This window comes from Amycolatopsis thermoflava N1165, from assembly GCF_000473265.1.
In the GTDB taxonomy this organism is placed as follows: domain Bacteria; phylum Actinomycetota; class Actinomycetes; order Mycobacteriales; family Pseudonocardiaceae; genus Amycolatopsis_E; species Amycolatopsis_E thermoflava.
Window position 1 is genome coordinate 6,976,667 of sequence record NZ_KI421511.1, and the last position, 16,935, is coordinate 6,993,601.

16 protein-coding genes are annotated in these 16,935 nt (G+C 70.4%); 9 read left to right on the top strand and 7 right to left on the bottom strand.

Going from position 1 to position 16,935, the window contains the following annotated elements; genetic code table 11:
• Positions 1-175: 175 nt before the first annotated feature.
• A complete protein-coding gene (locus tag AMYTH_RS50615; protein ID WP_027934073.1) occupies positions 176-1,810 on the bottom strand; it encodes a coiled-coil domain-containing protein in 1,635 nt (544 codons plus the stop codon).
• A gap of 60 nt (positions 1,811-1,870) precedes the next feature.
• Positions 1,871-3,865: an SDR family oxidoreductase gene (locus AMYTH_RS0134665; protein WP_027934074.1), complete on the bottom strand. Its 1,995-nt coding sequence runs from the start codon at positions 3,863-3,865 to the stop codon at positions 1,871-1,873.
• 190 nt (positions 3,866-4,055) lie between these two features.
• Between AMYTH_RS0134665 and AMYTH_RS0134670 the strand changes: the two genes are divergently transcribed.
• Together AMYTH_RS0134670 and AMYTH_RS0134675 are read left to right on the top strand one after the other, a co-directional pair.
• Positions 4,056-4,892: a Bax inhibitor-1/YccA family protein gene (locus tag AMYTH_RS0134670; RefSeq protein WP_027934075.1), complete on the top strand. Its 837-nt coding sequence runs from the start codon at positions 4,056-4,058 to the stop codon at positions 4,890-4,892.
• A gap of 150 nt (positions 4,893-5,042) precedes the next feature.
• Positions 5,043-5,810, top strand: a complete 768-nt coding sequence (locus tag AMYTH_RS0134675; protein WP_027934076.1) for an LppU/SCO3897 family protein — start codon at positions 5,043-5,045, stop codon at positions 5,808-5,810.
• 57 nt (positions 5,811-5,867) lie between these two features.
• Here the strand turns inward: AMYTH_RS0134675 and AMYTH_RS0134680 are convergent, their stop codons facing one another.
• Entirely contained in the window at positions 5,868-7,088 is a 1,221-nt protein-coding gene (locus AMYTH_RS0134680; protein WP_017984820.1) for an acetyl-CoA C-acetyltransferase, read from the bottom strand.
• Between the two features lie 233 nt (positions 7,089-7,321).
• Positions 7,322-7,585 carry a hypothetical protein gene (locus tag AMYTH_RS49255; RefSeq protein WP_157360711.1) on the bottom strand — a complete coding sequence of 88 codons (264 nt, stop codon included), beginning with the start codon at positions 7,583-7,585 and terminating at the stop codon, positions 7,322-7,324.
• 153 nt (positions 7,586-7,738) lie between these two features.
• On the opposite strand from AMYTH_RS49255, the gene AMYTH_RS0134685 reads away from it, so the two are divergent.
• From AMYTH_RS0134685 to AMYTH_RS0134705, 5 genes are all read left to right on the top strand, one after another.
• Positions 7,739-9,109: a cystathionine beta-synthase gene (locus AMYTH_RS0134685; RefSeq protein ID WP_027934077.1), complete on the top strand. Its 1,371-nt coding sequence runs from the start codon at positions 7,739-7,741 to the stop codon at positions 9,107-9,109.
• A 127-nt stretch (positions 9,110-9,236) separates the two neighbouring features.
• Positions 9,237-10,577 carry a hypothetical protein gene (locus tag AMYTH_RS0134690; RefSeq protein ID WP_228685077.1) on the top strand — a complete coding sequence of 447 codons (1,341 nt, stop codon included), beginning with the start codon at positions 9,237-9,239 and terminating at the stop codon, positions 10,575-10,577.
• 125 nt (positions 10,578-10,702) lie between these two features.
• Positions 10,703-11,167 (top strand): hypothetical protein, encoded by a 465-nt coding sequence (locus AMYTH_RS0134695; RefSeq protein WP_027934079.1) that lies wholly within the window; start codon positions 10,703-10,705, stop codon positions 11,165-11,167.
• Between the two features lie 2 nt (positions 11,168-11,169).
• Positions 11,170-11,622, top strand: coding sequence for a hypothetical protein (locus AMYTH_RS0134700; RefSeq protein ID WP_228685079.1), 453 nt, complete (start codon positions 11,170-11,172; stop codon positions 11,620-11,622).
• Positions 11,623-11,631: 9 nt separating this feature from the next.
• The gene (locus tag AMYTH_RS0134705) at positions 11,632-12,789 is read left to right on the top strand and encodes a cystathionine gamma-synthase (RefSeq protein ID WP_027934081.1); all 1,158 of its coding nucleotides are present in this window, start codon (positions 11,632-11,634) and stop codon (positions 12,787-12,789) included.
• Between the two features lie 41 nt (positions 12,790-12,830).
• On the opposite strand, the gene AMYTH_RS0134710 is transcribed toward AMYTH_RS0134705, so the two are convergent.
• Positions 12,831-13,112: a hypothetical protein gene (locus tag AMYTH_RS0134710; RefSeq protein ID WP_027934082.1), complete on the bottom strand. Its 282-nt coding sequence runs from the start codon at positions 13,110-13,112 to the stop codon at positions 12,831-12,833.
• A gap of 77 nt (positions 13,113-13,189) precedes the next feature.
• On the opposite strand from AMYTH_RS0134710, the gene ilvA reads away from it, so the two are divergent.
• A complete protein-coding gene (gene ilvA / locus AMYTH_RS0134715) occupies positions 13,190-14,395 on the top strand; it encodes a threonine ammonia-lyase (protein WP_017984813.1) in 1,206 nt (401 codons plus the stop codon).
• Here ilvA and hppD read toward each other — a convergent pair.
• Positions 14,392-15,555 carry a 4-hydroxyphenylpyruvate dioxygenase gene (hppD, locus tag AMYTH_RS0134720; protein WP_027934083.1) on the bottom strand — a complete coding sequence of 388 codons (1,164 nt, stop codon included), beginning with the start codon at positions 15,553-15,555 and terminating at the stop codon, positions 14,392-14,394. The genes ilvA and hppD overlap by 4 nt on opposite strands.
• Positions 15,556-15,636: 81 nt before the next feature.
• Between hppD and AMYTH_RS0134725 the strand changes: the two genes are divergently transcribed.
• Entirely contained in the window at positions 15,637-16,149 is a 513-nt protein-coding gene (locus tag AMYTH_RS0134725) for an Lrp/AsnC family transcriptional regulator (protein ID WP_037322917.1), read from the top strand.
• On the opposite strand, the gene AMYTH_RS0134730 is transcribed toward AMYTH_RS0134725, so the two are convergent.
• Entirely contained in the window at positions 16,128-16,919 is a 792-nt protein-coding gene (locus tag AMYTH_RS0134730; protein ID WP_027934085.1) for an MBL fold metallo-hydrolase, read from the bottom strand. The genes AMYTH_RS0134725 and AMYTH_RS0134730 overlap by 22 nt on opposite strands.
• Between the last annotated feature and the right edge of the window lie 16 nt (positions 16,920-16,935).

A 16,935-nucleotide genomic window follows, 5' to 3' on the forward strand; every position in this document is an offset into this window, starting at 1 on the left:
CGGTCTACTTCTTGGTGGACTGCCCGGTCGCGGGGCGCTCCGGCGGTCTACTTCTTGGTGGACTGTCCGGTCGCGGGGCCTTCCGGCGGTCTACTTCTTGGTGGACTGTCCGGTCGCGGGGTCCTCCGGCGGTCTACTTCTTGGTGGACTGCCCGGTCGCGGGGCCCTCCGCCGCCTACTTCTTGGTGGACTGGGGCCGCTTGGCGAGCGGTTTGGGCGGCTGCTGCCCCTCCGCCATGGCGGCCGGCCCCGCGAGCGCCGCGGGCGGCTTGCCCGTCACGGGGCGGGCACCGCCACCGGGCTTCGGGGCCGGTGCCTTCGGCTGGTTGGGCTTGCCACCTGCCGGAGCTTCACTGGCCGGGCCCCCCTGGCTGTCGGTGCCCGAACCGCCTTGGCGACTCGCGCTCGGAGGCGCGCTCGGCGACCGGTCGCCCTGCGCACCGCCTGCAGCCGGCGCCGGCTTCGCCGCGGCCCCCGACTGCGCAGCTGCCCCCGGCTGCGCCTGGGCGGCCGGCTTCGCCGCACCAGTCGCGCCCCCGGCACCGGGGCCACTGGCACCCGGCTTCGACGCGCCCGTGGCTGCGCCACCGGCGGTCGCGCCACCGGCACTGGACCCACCGGCAGCTGCGCCACCAGCACTCGGCCCACCGGCACTGGACCCACCGGCGGTCGCGCTACCGGCACCCGGCCCACCGGCACTGGACCCACCGGCGGTTGCGCCACCGGCACCCGGCCCACCGGCACTGGACCCACCGGCGGTCGCGCCACCGGCACCCGGCCCACCGGCACTCGGCCCACCGGCACCCGGCCCACCGACCGGCTTCACCACCGCCGTCTTCACTGCCGCGGAGTTCACCGTCGGCGGCTTCACCGCGGGCACCGTCTTCATGCCGTCGGCCGCGTCGTCCACGGGGCGGCTCATGTCCACCACGGACTCCTCCCGCAGCGGCTCCAGCGCCGACTGGCTGCGGGCCAGCACCTCGTCGGTCTTGCGGAGCCGCGCGGCGACCTCCGTGCTGATCCGTGTCAGGCGCTCCACCAGCTGCCGTGCCTCGCGTTCGCGCTTCTCGGCCCTCGCGGTGGCGTCCTCGACCATCGCGCGCGCCCTCGCGCTGGCCTCGTCGACCAGGCGCTTCGCCTCGGCGGTCGCCTCCGCGATGCGCCGCTCGGCCTGCTGCTTGCTCGCCGTCTGCTGGTCGGCGATGTGCTTCTCCAGCGCGGCCCGCTGCGACGCCATCGACTGCTCGAAGTCGTGCTGCACGGTGCGCCGCTTGCGCTCGGCCTCGATGTCCAGCTGCGTCCGCCGCCGCGTCGCCTCCGACGTCAGGCGCTCGACCTCCGCCTTCGTCGCCTCCAGCGCCCGCTTGTGCTCGGCCTGCAGCGCCTGCCCGTGCGTGTCCAGCTCCGCCAGCAGCTTCTGGTACCGCTCACGCAGCTTCCCGGACAGCTCGGTCGTCGCGCTCCAGTGCTCCTCCGCCGCGACCTGCGCGCGCGACGTGATCTCCTCGGCGCGCATCTCCGCCAGCTCCACGGTGCGCTGCATGCGCTCGTCCAGGTCCTCGACCCGCTCCGGCGGCCGCTTCAGCTCCTCTACCCGGTTCCGCAGCCGCGCGATCTCCCCGCGCGCGCCCTCCAGTTCGCGCGACAGGTTGGACACCTTGGCCATCGCGTTGTCGCGATCAGCCATCACCCGGCGCAGGTTCGCCTCGACGTGGTCCAGGTACTGCAGCACCTGGCCGCGGTCGAAGCCGTGCCACACCTGGTTGTACTCACGCCGCAACGGGAGCAGGCTGTCGCGCTCAGAGACCATGCGAAAACCGTACCCGCGCACAGCGCGTTAACACGGTCAGGCCCACGCCCGGTGTGTCACTCACCAGTGGAAACCCCTGGTCAGTTTGACGAGGGCGTTCGCCGCGCGGGACAGGTGCCGCTCGCCCTTCCCGATCCGCAGCTCACCACTGCCGCCCGCGGCCGTCGAGTCGGGGAAGACGCGGTAACCCTCGTACGCGATGGCGTCGACGAGCCCCGGCAGCAGCGTGTACGCCGCCTGGATCAGATACCCCTCCGGGGTGCCGATGTGCTTGGGCCGGTTCTTCAGCGCGCGTACCACCATGTCCGCGGCCTGGTCCGGCGACTTCGTCGGGAACGCGTCGTAGATCTTCGTCGGCCGGATCATCGGCGTGCGGACCAGTGGCATGTGGATGGTCGTGAACGTGATGCCGTCACCGTGGGTCTCGGTCGCGGCGATCTTGCTGAAGTAGTCCAGCGCCGCCTTCGACGCGACGTACGCGGAGAACCGCGGCGCGATGCCCTGCACGCCGATCGACGACACGTTGACCACGTGCCCGAACTTCCGCTCGGCCATGTGCGGCAGCACCGCGAGGATCAGCCGGACCGCGCCGAAGTAGTTGATCGCCATGGCGCGCTCGTAGTCGTGGAAGCGGTCGTAGGACAGCTTGATCGAGCGGCGGATCGACCGGCCGGCGTTGTTGACCAGCATGTCGATGCGACCGTGCTCGGCCAGCATCTGGTCGACGATCTTGCGCACGGCCTCCTCGTCGGTCAGGTCGGCCGGGTAGATCGAGGCGTAGCCGCCCGCGGCGACGATCTCGTCGCGCACCTCCGCCAGCTCCGGCTCCCGCCGCGCGACCAGCAGCGGCACCCCGCCCTCGGCCGCCACCTTCAGCGCGGTCGCCCGCCCGATGCCCGACGACGCGCCGGTGATGATCACCCGGCGGCCGTCCAGCTCGCCCCGCGGCCCGTGCTTGCGGGCGCGGAACGGGTCGAGGTGCTCGCGCCAGTACCGCCACAGCGCGGGCGCGTAGTCCTCGATCCGGGGCACGTCGACACCGCTGGCCGCGAGCTCCTTGCGCGTCGCGGCGGAGGCGAAGACCGACGGGAACGACAGCGTGTCCAGCAGGACGGCCGGGATGCCGAGGCGCTCCAGGAACGCGTCGCGGGTGATCGTGACACCCGGCACGTGCTCGGTCAGCCGGGCCAGCTTCAGCAGGCCGCGGGACAGCCGCCGGTCCAGCTCGACGTTGATCGTCGGCGCCCCGGCCGCGCGGGCGAAGGCGTTGTAGACGCGGATCACCGACTGCGGTTCCGGGCTGACCAGATGGAACGCGCGCCCGTCCAGACCCGGCTTGACCACCAGCTCCAGCAGCGCCCTGGCGACGTAGTCGACCGGGACGATGTTCGTGTCGCCGAGGTCCGGGCCGGCGAGCGGCACGTTCGGCAACGCGGCGAGCCTGCTGATCGCGGGGAAGAGGTAGTACGGGCCGTCGATCTTGTCCATCTCGCCGGTCTGCGAGTGTCCGACCACGACGGCGGGCCGGTACACCCGCCACGGCACCTCGGACTGCTGCCGCACCAGCCGCTCGGCCTCGAACTTCGTCCGGTGGTACGGCGTCGGCAGGCGCTGGCCGGTGTCGAACATGTCCTCGGTGAACACGCCCTCGTGGTCTCCTGCCACCGCCACCGACGACACGTGGTGCAGACAACCGGCGCCGATGTCCGCGGCCAGGTCGAGCACGTGGCGCGTGCCGTCGACGTTGGCCTTGACGCTCGTCGCGTCGTCGGCGGTCAGGTCGTACAGCGCGGCCAGGTGGACCAGACCGTCGACCCGGCCCCGCAGCTGGGCGCGCACGTCCTCGGCGATGCCGAGGTCTTCGCGGCCGATGTCGCCGTCGACCAGCGTCACCTTCTCCGGGTGCGGCCACCCGTTGACCAGGTCCGCCAGCCGCTCCCGAGACTTCTCCCGGACCAGCAGGAACACCTGGTCGACCTCCGCCCGCGCCACCAGCAGCGGGGTGAACTGGCGTCCGATCAGCCCGGTCGCCCCGGTCACGAGATACCCGGTCATGTGCCTGCCCTCCGCCGTCGTAGCCCGGCTGCATTGTCCGCCGCCGTGGCAGTCGTGACCACAGTCATAGTGCACGGGGTCCCCGGAACGATCAGTGGACGCGAGTAAAGTCGCCTTTACTTGACGGGAACCGGCAGGGCGCTGCCGACGTTGAACCTGATGCAGGTGCCAGTAGATCCAGGAGGATCAGGTGCGTTCCACAAGCAACCCAGCGTTCCGCAACCTGCCCACCGGCAGTGCGGGATACGGCTCCTACGGGCCGAACGTAGGCTTCAACCAGCCCCAGGGCATGCCCGGCTACGGCATGCCGTCGGGGTACGGCGCGCAGCAGGCGCCGGCGACCGAACGCCCCATGACGGTCGACGACGTCGTCATCAAGACCGGCGCGAGCCTCGGCACCGCACTGGTCACCGGTGTGATCGCGGCGATCTGGGCCCACACCCAGGCCGACGCGCAGGCGCTCGGCCCGGTGCTCGGGCTGATGCTCGGCAGCATGGTCGTCGGCCTGGTGCTGTCGCTGATCATGATCTTCCGGCAGAAGCCGAGCGGCCCGATGACGCTGCTGTACTCGGCCGCCGAGGGTGTATTCCTCGGTGCGATCACCGGGCTCTTCGAGTTCATCTACCCGGGCATCGCGCTGCAGGCGATCCTGGGCACGGCGGGTGTCTTCGTCGCGATGCTGGTGGTCTACAAGACCGGCGCCGTGAAGGTCACGCCGAAGCTCACGAAGTGGATCATCGGCGCCACCGCCGGTGTCGCGATCCTCATGCTCGCCAACCTCGTGCTCGGCCTGTTCGGCGTGAACATGGGCCTGCGGGACGGCGGCGCGCTCGCGATCATCTTCAGCCTGGTCGTGATCGGCGTCGCGGCGTTCAACTTCCTGCTCGACTTCGACATGGCGGACCAGATGATCCGCCAGGGCATGCCGGCCAAGTGGGCGTGGTTCGCCGCGTTCGGCCTGATGACCACCCTGGTCTGGCTCTACCTGGAGATCCTCCGCCTCCTGTCGTACCTGCAGAACGACTAGCGCCTCGGTCGAACATCAGAAGGACACTCGGTTACCAACCAGGTGTCCTTCTGTTATGTGCTCACCCTTTCGGTGGCCCGGTGATCGTCTCGTTGACTACGCAGTGTTGGATACGAGGACTCCTGTCCAGTTCACACTTGTGAGGTTCGCGTGAGCGTCCCCCCACCGCCGGCTGCGCCTGGAGGGCAGCCGGCGCCCTTCGGCAACCAGCCGCCCGCCGGCAACCAGGGCGCTCCCGGCGCATTCGGCCAGCCGGGCCAGCCCGGTCAGCCGGGCCAGTTCGGGCAGCCCGCCGGCGCCCCGCCGGCCTTCCCGCCGCCGGGTCAGCCCGGTCAGCCCGGCTCGTTCGGGCCCCCGCCGGGGCAGCCGTTCGGCCCGCCGCCCGGCCAGCCCGCCAAGAAGAGCAAGCTCACCTGGCTGCGGATCGTCCTGCCGATCGTCGTGGTGGTCGGTGTCGGCATCGCCGCGATCATCAACTTCGTCGGGTCCCCGGCATCGGCCGCGGTCGGCGACTGCCTGCAGATCACCGAGTTCAAGACCAACGGCGACGAGCCGACGAAGAAGGACTGCGGCGACCAGAACGCGAACGTCAAGATCGCGGTCAAGCTGGACAACGCGTCCGACAGCTGCCCGACCGGTGACTACGACGAGTACAGCGTCAGCGGCCGCGGCGACTACAAGCTCTGCCTGATGATCAACGCGCACGACGGCGACTGCTTCGCCAACGTGACGTCCTCGACCGACGGCTACAAGCGGGTCCCCTGCACCGACCCGACGGCCGAGATCGAGTTCCTCAAGGTCGTCACCGGCCAGGCCGACGAGGCCGCCTGTGAGGGTCTCGAGATCGACGGCGCGGTCACCTACTCCGAGCCCGCCACCACCATGTGCGCGGTCGCGAAGAACGGCGCCAGCGCCTGATCCACGCACCCGAAAAAGGGGCCCGGCACGCAGCCGGGCCCCTTTTCGCGTGCGGGGTCAGCTCAGCCGCTCGATGACCATCGCCATGCCCTGGCCGCCGCCGACGCACATCGTCTCCAGGCCCCACTGCTTGTCGTGGTGCTGCAGCGAGTTGATCAGCGTCGAGGTGATGCGGGCGCCGGTCATGCCGAACGGGTGGCCGACGGCGATCGCACCGCCGTTGACGTTCAGCCGCTCGATGTCGATGCCCAGGTCCTTGTAGGACGGGATGACCTGCGCGGCGAACGCCTCGTTGATCTCGACCAGGTCGATGTCGCCGATGGACATCCCGGCGCGGGCGAGCGCGCGCTGCGACGCCTCGACCGGGCCGTAGCCCATGATCTCCGGCGACAGACCGGACACGCCGGTCGACACGACCCGCGCCAGCGGCGTGATGCCGAGCTGCTTCGCCTTGGTGTCGGACATGATCACCAGCGCGGCGGCGCCGTCGTTGAGCGGGCAGCAGTTGCCCGCGGTGACCCGGCCGTCGGGGCGGAACACCGGCTTCAGGCCGGACACGCCCTCGATCGTCACGCCGGCGCGCGGACCGTCGTCCTTCGACACGACCGTGCCGTCGGGCAGGGTCACCGGCGTGATGTCCTTGGCCCAGAACCCGTCCGCGATGGCCTTCTCCGCCAGGTTCTGCGACCGCACGCCGAACTCGTCCATCTCCTCGCGGGAGACGTTCTTCAGGCGGGCGAGGTTCTCCGCGGTCTGGCCCATCGCGATGTAGACGTCGGGCAGCTGCCCATTCTCGCGCGGGTCCACCCAGGTGTCGCTGCCCTCGGCCGCGACCTTGGCGGTGCGGGCCTCGGCGTCGGCGAACAGCGGGTTGTGCGTGTCGGGCCAGGAGTCCGAGCTGCCCTTCGCGAACCGCGACACCGTCTCCACCCCGGCGGAGATGAACACGTCACCTTCGCCCGCCTTGATCGCGTGCAGCGCCATCCGGGTGGTCTGCAGGCTGGAGGAGCAGTAGCGGGTGATGGTGCAGCCGGGCAGGTGGTCGTAGCCGAGCTGGACCGCGACGGCGCGGCCCATGTTGAAGCCCGACTCGCCGCCGGGCAGGCCGCAGCCGAGCATGAGGTCGTCGATGTCCTTCGGGTCCAGCTGCGGCACCTTGTCCAGCGCGGCGCGGACCATCTGCGCGGCCAGGTCGTCCGGCCGCATGCTCACCAGCGAGCCCTTCCCGGCGCGGCCGATGGGCGAACGCGCCGCGGAGACGATGACGGCTTCAGGCATGGCTTGACACTCCTTCGGGTCGGACTAAGCGCGTGCTTACCTACATCCTGCACCTTGGGAGCGCGCGGTCAAACCCCTACGCGACCAGTACCACTCCGGGAACTGCTTGTGCCCGTCGATTGATCCTGGCCGCTGCCCAGGTCAGCCGCATGTCGAGCGTTCGCCCTCGTGCTGAAAAAATTCACCAGGGCGAACGCTCTGGGGTGATGTGCCTCCTGGCTCAGATGGCCGCGCTAATTGTATCCGAGGTACAGCTGCCAGACTCCGCCCTCTTGATACCAAAGGCATTCATAAGTGTCGGCATCGCCGAAGCTGGAGCTGACGACCCCTTGACTGACACAAGCGTTGTAGTCGGTGTAATCTTTATACCATACCCAATTCGTCTGAATTCTGGCCACATCACCGTAGCTGGTGGTTGAGGCCTGGGCGGCAGGTGTGCCAATTGTCAGCAGCGACGCCGCCGCCAGTGTTGCGAACGCTAGGGTCTTGCGAATCATCTGTAATCCTCCCCAGATTTGCGCTTCGACAATAGGTTTACTATTGTCGAATGTCGGTCGGTAGATCCAAATGGGTGACTAGGCGCGATTTCGGAAGTTGCCGTTTGAGATATGGGTGCCGTCGGTGTTGGTCGACCGTCTAGGCTGACACGCGTGGACTACGTCGAGCACATCGTTGACCTCGTGGGCAACACCCCGCTGGTCAAGCTGAACTCCCTCACCGAGGGCCTGGCGCCGCTCGTGCTGGCGAAGGTGGAGTACTTCAACCCGGGCGGCAGCGTGAAGGACCGCATCGCGCTGCGGATGGTCGAAGCCGCCGAAGCCTCCGGCGAGCTCAAGCCCGGCGGCACCATCGTGGAGCCGACCTCCGGCAACACCGGCGTCGGCCTGGCGATGGTCGCCCAGCGCAAGGGCTACCAGTGCGTCTTCGTCTGCCCGGACAAGGTGAGCGAGGACAAGCGCAACGTGCTGAAGGCCTACGGCGCCCGCGTCGTGGTGTGCCCGACCGCCGTCCCGCCCGAGCACCCGGACTCCTACTACTCCGTCTCCGACCGGCTGGTGCAGGAGATCGAGGGTGCCTGGAAGCCCAACCAGTACGCCAACCAGCAGAACCCGGAGAGCCACTACCACTCGACCGGCCCCGAGATCTGGCAGCAGACCGACGGGAAGATCACCCACTTCGTCGCCGGCGTGGGCACCGGCGGCACGATCTCCGGCACCGGCCGCTACCTGAAGGAAGCCTCCCAGGGCCGCGTCAAGGTCGTCGGCGCCGACCCGGAGGGCTCGGTCTACTCCGGCGGCACCGGGCGGCCCTACCTGGTCGAAGGCGTCGGCGAGGACTTCTGGCCGGACACCTACGACCGTGGCATCGCCGACGAGATCATCGCCATCTCCGACGCCGAGTCCTTCGCCGTCACCCGCCGCCTCGCGCTCGAGGAGGGCCTGCTGGTCGGCGGCTCGTGCGGAATGGCCGTCGCGGCCGCGCTCAAGCTCGCGGAGCGGCTCGGCCCGGACGACGTCATCGTGGTGCTCCTGCCCGACGGCGGCCGCGGCTACCTGGGCAAGGTCTTCAACGACCAGTGGATGGCAGGCTACGGCTTCCTGCCGCCGGACTCCTCCGGCGCCACGGTCGGCGACGTGCTGCGCGCCAAGACCGGATCGCTGCCCGACCTGGTCCACACCCACCCGAACGAGACGGTCGCCGAGGCCGTCGCGATCCTGTCCGAGTTCGACGTCAGCCAGATGCCGGTGGTCAGCGCCGAGCCGCCGGTGATGGCCGCCGAGGTGGTCGGCGCCGTCAACGAGCGGGAGCTGTTGGAGGCCCTGTTCACCGGGAAGGCCCAGCTCGCCGACCGGCTGGACAAGCACATGTCGCCGCCGCTGCCGACGATCGGCGCCAGCGAGGGCGTCGGCGCGGCGATGAAGGCCCTGTCCAACGCGGACGGCGCGCTCGTGCTGGTCGACGGCAAGCCCGCCGGCGTGCTCACCCGGCACGACCTGCTGGGCTACCTCGCCGGACGGTGAACCAGACTTCATCGCGCGGAACCGTCGGGGCGTTACGAGCGTCTATGACCGGTATCCGATAGCGTGTGGCCACCCGGATCAACGTGAATACGCACTGTCAGTCCTCTCGAGGGGGTTCAAGACCCACATGAGCGCTCCGCAGCCGCCCAACCAGCCTTGGGGTGGCGGTCAGCCGCCTCAGGGCCCGCCGAGCGGTCCCCAGCAGCAGCAAGACAACCCGTTCGGCTCGTCGGAGCCGACCCAGGTCGTGCAGCCCGGCCAGTCGCAGCCGTCCGAGGGCGGCTCGTTCGGCGAGACCGCGGAGCCGACCCAGGTGGTCCAGCCGGGTGGGGACCCGAACGCCACGCAGAAGGTCAACCCGGGTGAGCAGCCGGGCGCGGAGTCCACGCAGCTGGTGCCCCCGGGCTCCCAGCCGCCGGCCATCCCGTACTCGCCGCCGCCGAGCGCCGCGGACAACCCCAGTGCGGTGAATCCCCAGCAGGGCTTCGGACAGCAGGGCTTCGGCCAGCAGCAGCCCGGTTTCGGGCAGCAGCAGCCGGGCCCGTACGGCCAGCCGCCGCAGGGCTACGGCCCGCCGTCGGGTGGGTTCGGCCAGCCGCAGGGCTTCGGCGCTCCGGGCTACCCCCAGCAGGGCGGTGGCGCCGGTGGGGGCAACAACCAGCTCTTCGGGTGGATCGCGGCTGGTGTGCTGATCATTCTGGGTCTGCTGACCGCCATCCTGACGATCACCCTGTGGGCTGAGAGTTCGGATCCCTGCAGCGGTTACGAGGGCAGCCTGGCCGATGCCTGCCGGGAGTACGCGGGCGACAGCTCGGTTCCCGGGGCGGCGGTCTTCTACTTCATCATGATGATCCTCGGCGGGGTGGTCGCCGCTGCAGCCGGCGTGCTCATCATCCTGAAGCAGACGAAGTTCGCGCACATCGTCGCGGCTGCCGGCGGCTTCCTCCTGGTTCTGTTTGCTGTGATCTTCGGTGCGCAGTACACCTTCGACCTTGGTCGCATCATCACGAACCTGATCCTGGGCATCGTCATTCTGGCGATCGGCGCCCTCGGGTTCTTCCCGCAGACCAAGCAGTTCGTCGGTCTCGGCGAGGGTGGCGGTCAGCAGGGCGGCCCGGGTGGCTTCGGCGGTCCCGGCGGCTTCGGTGGACCGCAGAGCGGTGGCTTCCCGCAGCCGGGTCAGCCCGGTCAGTTCGGGCAGCCCCACGGCCAGCCCCAGCACGGCCAGGCACAGTACGGCCAGCCCGGTGGGCCGAACCCGCAGAGCGGTGGCTTCCCGCAGCCCGGCCAGCCCGGTCAGTACGGTCAGCCGCAGCAGCAGCCCGGTTACGGTCAGCCCGGCCAGTACGGGCAGCAGCCCGGCTACGGCCAGCCGGGCCAGTACGGCCAGCAGCCGGGTCAGTACGGCCAGCCGCCGCAGCAGCCCGGCCAGTACGGCCAGCCCGGTCAGCCGCCCCAGCAGTGGTGACCAGCTGATCTGACGACGATGCCCCCGGCGCGTGCCGGGGGCATCGTCTTTTTCCCAGTTGATGTCCGTGCGCCGGGAACGCGGCTAGGGTGAGCGCCGGAACGGACCGATCCCCCGGGGGCGCTGTGACGAGTCGAAACGGCCACGAGCCGCGCCCCAGCGGGACCACCGCGATCCTCGCCGGCCTGCTCGGGCTGGTGCTGGCCGGCCTGCTGGGCTACCTGCCGTTGAAGTTCTTCGTCGACTACGGCTTCGCCGGCATGGACGGCAAGGTGCGTGGCGTCCTCGGCGTCTACTCGGCCGCCGCGCTGGTCCTGCTCGCCGGCGCGCTGACCACGTTCTTCCGCGCGGTCGCCGGTGCGGTGTTGCTGCTGGTCGGCGGGCTGCTCGCGGTCGCCGCGGTGATCTGCGAACCGGTCCTGCTCTACCCCGGCTACTTCGGGGACTTCTTCGCCGCCATGTTCCGCTTCGCCCCCGACGACGCGTTCGTGCGCGTCGGCGCGGTGGTCGGCGGCCCGCTCGTGTTCGTCCTCGCGGTGCTTCCCTGGACCTTCCGGTACCTGCGGCACCGCCCGGCTGGTAGTTGGTAGTGGTGACCTTTCCGTCCCAATCCGAAGCGGCCGCGGCATCCCGCGGCGGCGGCGCCGGCATCACGGCGGCCGTTCTGGCCCTGCTCGGCGGCCTGTTCCACCTGGTCGGCGTCGCCGGTGGCGCGGTGCTGCTCGCCGGCGACGGCGACCTCGGGCGCAGCCTCCTGACGTTCGCCACGCACCTGGTGCTCGCCGCGGCCCTCATCACCGGCGGGGTCGGGCTCGTGCTGGCCAAGGAGTTCGGCCGCGTCGCGACGATCATCGGCGCGGCCGCGGCGCTCTTCGTGTACCTGCTGGTGCTGGTGCTCGGCGCGTTCGGGGTGTACTTCCTCGGCCTCCTCGACGGTGACGTGCCGCTCGGCTACGTCGGCGTGCTGTGCGTGCCCGCGATCGGCACGCTGGTGCTGGCGTGCCTGCCGCCGACCGGACGATGGGTGACCCAGGGCTGGTCGTAGGCTGGGGAAATGACGCACGACCTTTCCCGCTCCGGCTTCGAGACGCGCGCCATCCACGCAGGTCAGGAGCCTGACCCGCGGACAGGTGCGGTCATCGTGCCCATCTACCAGACCTCCACCTACGCGCAGGACGGCGTCGGGGGCACCCGCGAGGGTGACTACGAGTACTCCCGCACCGCGAACCCGACGCGCACCGCACTGGAGCAGGCCCTGGCCTCGCTCGAGGGCGCGCGGCACGGCCTGGCGTTCGCCTCCGGCATGGCCGCCACCGACGCGGTCCTGCGCACCGTGCTGCGCCCCGGCGACCACCTGGTCCTGGGCAACGACGCCTACGGCGGCACCTTCCGGCTGATCGACAAGGTGCTGAAGCTCTGGGGCGTCGAATACGGCGTCGCGGACCTGGCGAACCCGGACGAGGTCCGTGCCGCGATCCGTCCCGAAACCAAGCTGATCTGGTGCGAGACGCCGTCCAACCCGCTGCTCGGCATCGCCGACCTCGCGGTGCTGGCGGAAATCGCCCACGGCGCCGGTGCCCGCCTCGTCGTCGACAACACGTTCGCGACGCCGTACCTGCAGACGCCGCTGGCGCTGGGCGCCGACATCGTCGTGCACTCGACCACCAAGTACCTCGGCGGCCACTCCGACGTCGTCGGCGGCGCCGTGCTGACCAGCGAGGACGAGCTGCGCGACCAGCTGTTCTTCCTGCGCAACTCGGCGGGCGCGGTGCCCGGCCCGTTCGACGCCTGGCTCACCCTGCGCGGGCTCAAGACCCTCGCCGTCCGGATGGACCGGCACTGCGACAACGCGGAGCAGATCGCCGAGATGCTGTCGGCGCACCCGAAGGTCGCCGAGGTCTACTACCCGGGCCTGCCCGGGCACGACGGCCACGAGGTGGCGGCCAAGCAGATGCGCCGCTTCGGCGGCATGATCTCGTTCCGCCACGCCGACGGCAGGCCGGCCGCGCTGGACACCGCGGCGCGCACCGAGCTGTTCATCCTGGCCGAGTCGCTCGGCGGCATCGAATCGCTGATCGAGCACCCGGGCCAGATGACGCACGCGAGCGTGGCCGGCTCGATGCTCCAGGTGCCCGACGACCTGCTGCGGCTGTCCGTCGGCATCGAGGACGTCCGCGACCTGAGCGACGACCTGCGCGCTGCGCTGGGCTGAGAGGCGACGGCGGGGGAGCGTCGCGGCGCTTCCCCGCTCGGTCAGGGCCGGTAGTTGTTCAGCTCGGCCGTCTTGGCGTCGCCGGTGGTGGTGCCGGTGCGGATGCCCTCCAGGTCGGAGCCGTTCACGCACCCGCCGACCAGCTCGACGTAGTTGTCGTGCCGGATGTACTGGGCCGGGTCGCCGCAGTTGGCCTTGTCGACCGTGTAGACCGCCGCGCCGGTGAGGGCCAGGGCGGACGTGACGCCCGCGACCAACGGCAGCAGGCCGGCCGCACGCGTGGCGCGGCGGACCCGTCCGCCCGTTTCACCCCGTGCTGGCATGGCTACTCCCGATTCGCCGTACTGACCGGCTCCCAGGGTACCGAAACCCGTGAGGTGCGAGTGGCATGATCCGGGATATGGATCTGGTGGACGTCGACCGCATCCGCGAGGCGCGGAAGCTGCTCGAGGGGATCATCCGCGTCACGCCGATGGAGCACGCCCGTGACCTGGAGCGGGCGCACGGCGGCCCCGTCCACCTGAAGTGCGAGAACCTGCAGCGCACCGGCTCGTTCAAGATCCGCGGCGCCTACACCCGCCTGCACGGGCTGAGCGCCGAGGAGCGGGCCCGTGGGGTCGTGGCCGCCAGCGCGGGCAACCACGCGCAGGGCGTCGCGCTCGCGGCGTCGCTGCTGGGCATCTCGTCGACCGTCTTCATGCCGACCCGCGCGCCGCTGCCCAAGCTGGCCGCCACCCGCGGCTACGGGGCGGACGTCCACCTGCACGGCGACGTGCTGGAGGAGACCTTGGCCGAGGCGATCGCGTTCGCGGAGCGGACCGGCGCGGTGTTCATCCACCCCTTCGACCACGCGGACATCATCGCCGGGCAGGGCACCGTCGGGCTGGAGATCCTGGAGCAGGTGCCGGAGGCGGCCACGGTGCTGGTGCCGACCGGCGGCGGCGGGCTCGTCGCGGGCGTGGCGTGCGCGGTGAAGGCGTCGCGGCCGGACGTGCGGGTCGTCGCGGTGCAGGCCGAGGACGCGGCCGCGTTCCCGCCGTCGCTCGCGGCCGGTGGCCCGGTGCGCCTGCGTGAGATGCAGACGATGGCCGACGGCATCGCGGTCGGCCAGCCGGGGCCGGTGAGCTTCGCGCACGTGGCCGCGAAGGTCGACGACGTCCTCACGGTGTCGGAGGAGTCGCTGTCCCGCGCGGTGCTGCTGTGCTTGGAGCGCCGCAAGCTGGTCGTGGAGCCGGCGGGTGCGGCGGCGGTGGCGGCGTTGCTGCAGTACCCCGGCGAGTTCGCGGCGCCGGTGGTGGCCGTGGTGTCCGGCGGCAACGTGGACCCGTTGCTGCTGCTGCAGATCATCCAGCACGGCATGACGGCGGGCGGGCGCTACCTCGCGCTGCGGCTGCGCGTGCCGGACCGGCCGGGGTCGCTGGTGTCGGTGCTGTCCCGGGTGCGGGACCTGGGCGCGAACGTCCTCGACGTCGAGCACTCGCGGATCTCCGGCGCGCTGGCCCTCGGCGAGGTCGAGATCGCGCTCAAGCTGGAGACCCGCGGGCCCGACCACTGCGAGGAGGTCCACGCCGAACTCCAGCGCGCCGGGTTCACCGTCGTCGGCTAGAGGTTGCCGCGCCGCTCCTGCTCGCGCTCGATAGCCTCGAACAGGGCCTTGAAGTTGCCCTTGCCGAAGCCGAGCGAGCCGTGCCGTTCGATCAGCTCGTAGAAGACCGTGGGCCGGTCGCCGACGGGCTTGGTGAAGATCTGCAGCAGGTAGCCGTCCTCGTCGCGGTCGACCAGGATCCGGTGTTCCTTCAGCGTCTCGATCGGCACCCGCACCTCGCCGATCCGCGCGCGCAGCGCCGGATCGTCGTAGTAGGAGTCCGGGGTGTCCAGGAACTCCACGCCGGCGGCGCGCATCGCGGTGACCGTGCCGACGATGTCGTTGGTGGCCAGCGCGATGTGCTGGCACCCGGCGCCGCCGTAGAACTCCAGGTACTCGTCGATCTGCGACTTCTTCTTCGCCACTGCGGGCTCGTTGAGCGGGAACTTCACCCGGTGGTTCCCGTTGGCGACGACCTTGCTCATCAGCGCCGAGTACTCGGTGGCGATGTCGTCGCCGACGAACTCCGCCATGTTCGTGAAGCCCATGACCCGGTGGTACCAGTCGACCCAGTGGTCCATCTTGCCGAGCTCCACGTTGCCGACGCAGTGGTCGACGGCCTGGAACAGCCGCTTGCGCTGCGGCGTCTCCCGCGCCTGGAAGCCGGGCAGGTACGGGCCGGTGTAGCGGGAGCGGTCGACGAGGCTGTGCCGGGTCTCGCCGTAGGTCGCGATCGCGGCCCTGCGCACGATGCCGTGCTCGTCGGAGACGTCGTGCGGCTCCTCCAGAACCGTGGCGCCCTGGGCACGCGCGTGCGCGACGCACTTGTCCACATCGGACACTTCGAGCGCGAGGTCGACGACGCCGTCGCCGTGGCGGCGGTGGTGGTCGAGCAGCGGGGAGTCCGGGCGGACGCCGCCGGTGATGACGAAGCGCGCGGAACCCGACTTCAGCACGAACGCCTTGTGGTCCGGCTGCCCGGTCTCCGGCCCGGCGTAGGCGACGAGCCGCATGCCGAACGCGTGCTGGTAGTACCACGCGGTCTGGGTGGCGTTGCCGGCGATGAACACGACGGCATCGAGCGATTTCACGGGAAACGGATCGGCGGTCTCATCGTGCTCGACCAAACCGACGAGCTGGCGCAACTGGTCGTAGTCGACATCGTCGAGAGCGTTCGTCATGTCTGGCAGAATGCGTAGTTCGTCGCATCCTGGGCAACAGTGGCGCCATTCTCTGGACAAATTGACCAGTGTTCGCCGAGGATGATCTATCAAATCGGGCAATGTGACCAGGAGGATGCGGTGGACGCGCTCGACGCCCGGCTGTTGCTGTTGCTCACCGACGCGCCGCGGCTGAACGTGCTGGAGTGCGCGCGCCGGCTCGGCGTCGCCAGGGGCACCGTGCAGGCGCGCCTGGACCGGCTCACCCAACAGGGCATCCTCGGCGGCTTCCCGCCGCAGCTGAACCTGGCGGCCATGGGGTACGGGCTGACCGCGTTCGCGGTGATCGAGATCGCGCAGGGCCAGCGCACCTCGGTTTCCGAGGCCCTGGACGCCATCGAGGAGGTCTGCGAGGTGCACGCCACCACCGGGCAGGGCGACCTGTTCGTCCGGATGGTGGCGCGCGACCACGACGACCTGCAGCGGGTCATCGACGCCGTGGTGAGCGTGCCGGGTGTGCGGCGCACGTCGACGTCACTGGCCCTGTCCACGCCCGTGCCACCGCGCGTCCGGCCGCTGCTGGAACGGCTCGCCTACGAGACGAACTCCAGGTAGCGCTTGGCCGAGCGCTGCACGACGTCGTAGCCGTCCTGCCGCACCACCGCGTCCCACCACGCGCCGTAGATCGCGTCGAAGCGGTAGCCGGCGAGGATCTCCGCGGCGCGCCGCACGACCGACGGCCGCTCCGGGATCAGGTTCGGGTAGCTGTACATGAACGCGACGAACCGGCGGTCCGGGATCACCTGGACGATGTCGCCGGACAGCAGCGCGCCCCGGCCGTCCTCGCCGCCGGACCAGTGCAGGACCGTGCCGCCGGTGAAGTGCACACCCAGGTTGACCAATGTGAGGTCGTCGCCGACCTGCTTGGTCTGGCCGCTCCACAGCTCGATGCGCTCGTCCAGGCGGCCGATCCACTCGCGGTCGCCTTCGTGCAGGTAGACCGGCACGTCGAAGGCGCGGGCCCACTCGACGCAGGTCGTGTAGTAGTGCGGGTGGCTGATCGCGATGCCGGTGATGCCGCCGCGGCTGGTGATGTGCTCGGCGATCGTGTCGTCCAGGTACGCGGTGAGGTCCCAGAGGAAGTTGCCGCTCGCGGTCTCGACGAAGAGGGCGCGCTGGCCGATGCCGAACTTCGGGGTGCAGGCGATGCCGGTGATGCCTTCGCCCTCCTGCTTGATGAGGGGCTCGTGCTCGGCTCGGAGCGTGGCGAAGTCGGTCCACCGCTGGCCCGATGGTGGGACGTACTGGCGCTCGTCCTCGCAGATGGGGCAGTCCGCGCGGGGGGAGGCGTACTGCATGCCGCAGGTCACGCAGATGGGGTTCATGTTTCCTGACGCTACG